Annotated in this window: 4 protein-coding genes; all 4 read left to right on the forward strand. The window is 71.9% G+C overall.

What is annotated here, in order from left to right:
- Position 1 precedes the first annotated feature (1 nt).
- The 4 genes from IJH84_RS26130 to IJH84_RS26145 all read left to right on the forward strand — a co-directional run bounded on the left by IJH84_RS26130 (position 2) and on the right by IJH84_RS26145 (position 4,561).
- Positions 2-1,420 carry a cupin domain-containing protein gene (locus IJH84_RS26130; protein ID WP_295150116.1) on the forward strand — a complete coding sequence of 473 codons (1,419 nt, stop codon included), beginning with the start codon at positions 2-4 and terminating at the stop codon, positions 1,418-1,420.
- A complete protein-coding gene (locus IJH84_RS26135) occupies positions 1,417-2,301 on the forward strand; it encodes a sucrase ferredoxin (protein ID WP_200071998.1) in 885 nt (294 codons plus the stop codon). The genes IJH84_RS26130 and IJH84_RS26135 overlap by 4 nt, the downstream gene beginning before the upstream one ends.
- A 147-nt stretch (positions 2,302-2,448) precedes the next feature.
- Positions 2,449-3,453 carry a 1-aminocyclopropane-1-carboxylate deaminase gene (locus tag IJH84_RS26140; RefSeq protein ID WP_295150119.1) on the forward strand — a complete coding sequence of 335 codons (1,005 nt, stop codon included), beginning with the start codon at positions 2,449-2,451 and terminating at the stop codon, positions 3,451-3,453.
- A gap of 184 nt (positions 3,454-3,637) precedes the next feature.
- Positions 3,638-4,561, forward strand: a complete 924-nt coding sequence (locus tag IJH84_RS26145) for a metal-dependent hydrolase (RefSeq protein WP_295150122.1) — start codon at positions 3,638-3,640, stop codon at positions 4,559-4,561.
- Positions 4,562-4,714: the final 153 nt, after the last annotated feature.

Here is a 4,714-nt window from a genome sequence, read left to right on the forward strand (position 1 = left end):
ACTGAGGGTCCGGCCGATTCCGGAGCGGGTCGCGGCACACCGGGACAGCACGACGGCGGCGCCGACGGCGGAGCCGACTCGGGTGCCGAAGGACCCGCCGACTCCGGAACGGGACGCGGCACCCCCGGACAACACGACGGCGGCGCCGACGGCGGAGCCGACAGCGGTGCCCGCTGAGCTCAGCGAACCAGCGCAAGGCGCCGCCGCTCCCCCGGACGCGCTGTCCCGAGTCGTCGGACCGGACGTGGCCGAGTTCAGCCATCGGCACTGGGGTCGCGCACCGCTGCTCGTGCGCGGCGCCGATCCGGACGCCTTCCGCGATGTGCTCGACCTCGACGGTGTCGACGAGCTGCTCTCCCGCCGCGGGCTGCGCACGCCGTTCCTGCGGCTCGCGCGGGAAGGCGCGGTCGTCGACTCGAGCTGGTTCACCGGCCCCGGCGGGGTCGGCGCGGAGATCGGCGACCAGGTGCACGACGACAAGGTCGCCGCGCTCTTCGGCGAGGGGACCACGGTGGTACTTCAGGCGCTGCACCGCTGTTGGTCCGGGGTCATCGACTTCACCACGACGCTCGCCGAAGAGCTCGGCCATCCCGTGCAGGCCAACGCCTACGTGACACCGCCGACCTCGCACGGGTTCTCCGCCCACTACGACGTGCACGACGTGTTCGTGCTCCAGCTCGCCGGGAGCAAGCACTGGACAGTGCACGCTCCCGTGCACGGCGACCCGTTGCGCGATCAGCCCTGGAACGACCACGCCAGTGCCGTGGCCGAGCGCGCTCGCGAGGACGCCGAGATCGACACCGTGCTTCAGCCGGGCGACGCGATGTACCTGCCGCGGGGCTGGTTGCACGCCGCGACCGCGCTCAGCGACGTCTCGGCGCACCTGACGGTGGGCGTGCACGTGATCACCAGGTTCGCGCTGGTGGAGGCGCTGACCGCGCGTTGCGCGCAGGATCCGGAGCTGCGCGCGTCGCTGCCGCTGGGCATCGATGTGGCGGATCCGGAACAACTCGCCCCGCATCTCGACGCCGTGCGCACGGCGTTGGCCGGTGCGCTGCAGGACGTGTCCGCCGAAGACGCCGCCCGCCACGTGCGCGGCAAGGTCTGGTCGGGTGGCCGCCCCGAGCCGATCCGGCCGGTGGCGGGTGCCGCTTTCGCCGACGGCTTGGCGGCCGGTGACGCCGTCCGACGCCGCACCGGCCTGCACCACCGGTTGCTCGAAGGCCACGACCACGTCGTGCTGGAGCTGCCGGACCGGCAGATCTCGCTGCCCGCGGCCACCGCCGCGCCGCTGCGCGCGCTGCTGACCGGCGGCACGTTGCGCGTGGGAGACCTGCCCGAAGCCGACGAAGCCGACCAGTTGGTACTGGTGCGCCGACTGCTGCGGGAAGGCGTGCTCGTACCGGCGTCCATGACGTGACGGAGTCGCTAGCACCGACGTGGCCGCGCTGCTCCTTCGTGGCCGAGGCGGCGGGCGACCCGCTGGAGGGATCCGCGCCGCCCGCGCAGCGATGGTTCCTGGTCGAGCATCCCGGCCCGTGGGGACGCGACGCGCTGACCGGGTCCGGCATCCATCCCGGTGCCGTGACCGCTCTTTCCGAGTGGGCGGCCACCTGGAACGCGCGGCTGGTCCTCGTGCGCAAACCGGGACGCGAAGAACGGAACAGGCCCAGGCGCCGCTGGTTCCGAGTGGACTCCCGCCCGGGCCACGAGTCGATCCGCACCGGCGAATTCACCGCGGACGCGGAACTGCCCGCCGCCGTCGGATCACCCGGTGAGCCCCTGGACGGCCCGCTGACGCTGGTCTGCACCCACGGCAGGCACGACACGTGCTGCGCGGTGCGCGGGCGTCCGGTGGCGGCCGCGCTCGCCGCGGCCGAGCCGGAGAGCACCTGGGAGTGCAGCCACGTCGGCGGCTGCCGGTTCGCGCCCGCAACGGTCCTGCTACCGCACGGCTACCTCCTCGGCAGCGTTCCGGTTCCGGACGCGCTCGCGGCCGTGCAGGACTACGGCGCCGGGACGCTCGACCCGCGCTGGGTACGCGGCCGCTCCTCGCTGTCCCCTGCGGCTCAGGCCGCGCAGCACCACGCGCGGGCGGCCACCGGAACCACCGGCGTCGACACCCTGCGCCTGGTCAGCGCCGAACCCGACGGGGAAACCGGCTGGCGGGTGCGCCTCGCCGAACCCGACTGCACGGTGCTGCTGCACGAGCGCTGGCTCGACACCGGACGGCCGCTGACCTGCGCGGCGACCGCTCCGGGCCGGATGCGCGTGTTCGACCTCGTCCGACTGCTCCGCTGACCGACCGCCGGTCGGGGCGACGCAGCACTCGGATCGAGACTCCGACACCTGCCAGCGGCGAACCGCCTCGCTCACCGGGCTTCTCGTTCGCCCGGCAAGCCCGCATCATCGAGCCGGCTCACCCCTCGACCCGACTAGGAGATTCGCGTGCCCGTCGACGACTTCCCCCGCTATCCGCTGCTTTTCGGCCCCAGCCCGGTGCATCCGCTGGAACGGCTGACCGCGCACCTGGGCGGGGCGAAGATCTGGGCCAAGCGCGAGGACTGCAACTCCGGTCTGGCCTACGGCGGCAACAAGACCCGCAAGCTCGAGTACATCGTCCCGGACGTGCTGGCCTCCGGCGCCGACACGCTCGTCTCGATCGGCGGGTACCAGTCGAACCACACCCGGCAGGTCGCCGCGGTCGCGGCGAAGCTCGGCCTCAAAGCGCGCCTCGTGCAGGAGAACTGGGTCGACTGGCCCGACGCGGTCAACGACAAGGTCGGCAACATCCTCCTGTCGCGGCTCATGGGAGCCGACGTGCGACTGGACCCGGCGGGGTTCGACATCGGCATCCGCGACTCCTGGGAGCGCGCGATGGAAGAAGTCCGCGCTGCGGGCGGAATCCCCTACGGAATTCCGGCCGGCGCCTCGGAGCACCCGCTGGGCGGGCTCGGGTTCGCGAACTGGGCGCGCGAGGTCGCCAGCCAGGAGGCCGAACTCGGCGTCCACTTCGACACGATCGTCGTGTGCACCGTGACCGGGTCCACGCACGCAGGCATGATCGCCGGGTTCGCCGAGCAGGACGGGCCGCGTCGAGTCATCGGGATCGACGCATCGGCCACGCCGGCCAGCGCACGGGACCAGGTCGACCGGATCGCCCGCAACACCGCCGAGCTCAGCGGGCTCGAGCGCGAACTCCGGGACGACGAGATCACCGTGCTCGAAGGCTGGGCGGGCGATCGCTACGGCATCCCGGTGCGATCCACCCTCGACGCGATCCGAACGTCCGCCGAACTGGAAGGCATGATCATCGATCCGGTCTACGAGGGGAAGTCGATGGCCGGTCTGATCGACCTCGTGCGCTCGGGCGAGATCGGAGCCGATTCCAACGTCCTCTACGCCCATCTCGGCGGTCAGCCTGCCTTGAACGCCTACGCCGGCGCCTTCTGAGGTTCCTGGCCTTCGCCGGCGCTGGGCACCTCGCCCGGCGTTGACAGCGGCGCGCGCAGCGCTGCATAGTGCCACCTCCAGTACCCGTTACTTCCAGTAACACGCGGAGCCGGTCACCCGTCGCACCGCCGAACCGGCCGAACGAGCAACGCCCCGCCGAGCCGCACCGCGAGGAGGTCTTGCGATGACGCACGACGAGCACCCACCGGAGTCCGATGTGGACGATCCGGAGCGCGTTGCGCTGCAGGCGCGGAACGTGCGGTTCGACTGGTCCGAGCTGCCGATGCACTGGATCCCGGACGAGCCGTTCGCCACCCACGTGATCAACGTGCTGCACCTGCTGCTGCCCGAGGGCGAGGACTGGTTCGTCGAGGTCTTCAAGCAGGCGCTGCCGATGATCAAGGACGACCGGCTGCGCGAGGACGTGCAGGGGTTCGTCGGCCAGGAGGCCGTGCACGCCATGTCGCACCAAGGCGTGCTGGACCACTTCAACGCCCACGACCTGGACACCGAGCCATACGTGCGCCAGATCGCCTGGATGTTCCGCAAACTCCTCGGCGACCGCGGCCACACCGGCGCGCGCGCCGAGGATTGGGTGGTGGAACGGGTCGGCCTCATCGCGGGCATCGAGCACATCACCGCGTTCCTCGGCCAATGGGTGCTCGACGCGGAAGCGCTCGACCGCGCGCAGGCCGACCCGACCATGCTGGACCTGCTGCGCTGGCACGGCGCGGAGGAGGTCGAGCACCGCTCGGTCGCGTTCGACCTGTTCATGCACCTGGACGGCCGGTATTCCAAGCGGGTGCGGTTCTTCCTGCTCGCCCTGCCGCTGTTCTTCACGCTGTGGGCGCGCGGGGCGAAGTTCCTGATCGCGAACGATCCGAAGCTGCGCGGGCGGTCGAAGCCGCGGTGGCGGGACTACTTCCGCAGCGCCCGGCTGGGCCTGCTGCCCGGGCCGCGCGAGACCGCCCGGTTGATGGCGCCGTACTTCCGGCCTTCGTTCCACCCGTCGCAGCACGGCTCGACGACCAGGGCGGTGTCCTACCTGGCCAGGTCACCGGCCGCGCAGGCCGCGGAGAACCCGGCCGCACCGGCCTCCGACCACTGAGCGCCGCGATGTTCACGCCACCACCGGACGTGCACGGACGGGACCGGCCGGACCGGTTCATGCGCGGCCTTGCCGCGCTGATGTCGGTCTACAGCAAGCTGATCGCCTTCGACCGGCCGCGACCGCCGGTGCGGGCGGTGGACCGCGACCTGC

Source organism: Saccharopolyspora sp., from assembly GCF_017434145.1.
Taxonomy (GTDB): Bacteria; Actinomycetota; Actinomycetes; order Mycobacteriales; family Pseudonocardiaceae; genus Saccharopolyspora_C; species Saccharopolyspora_C galaxeae.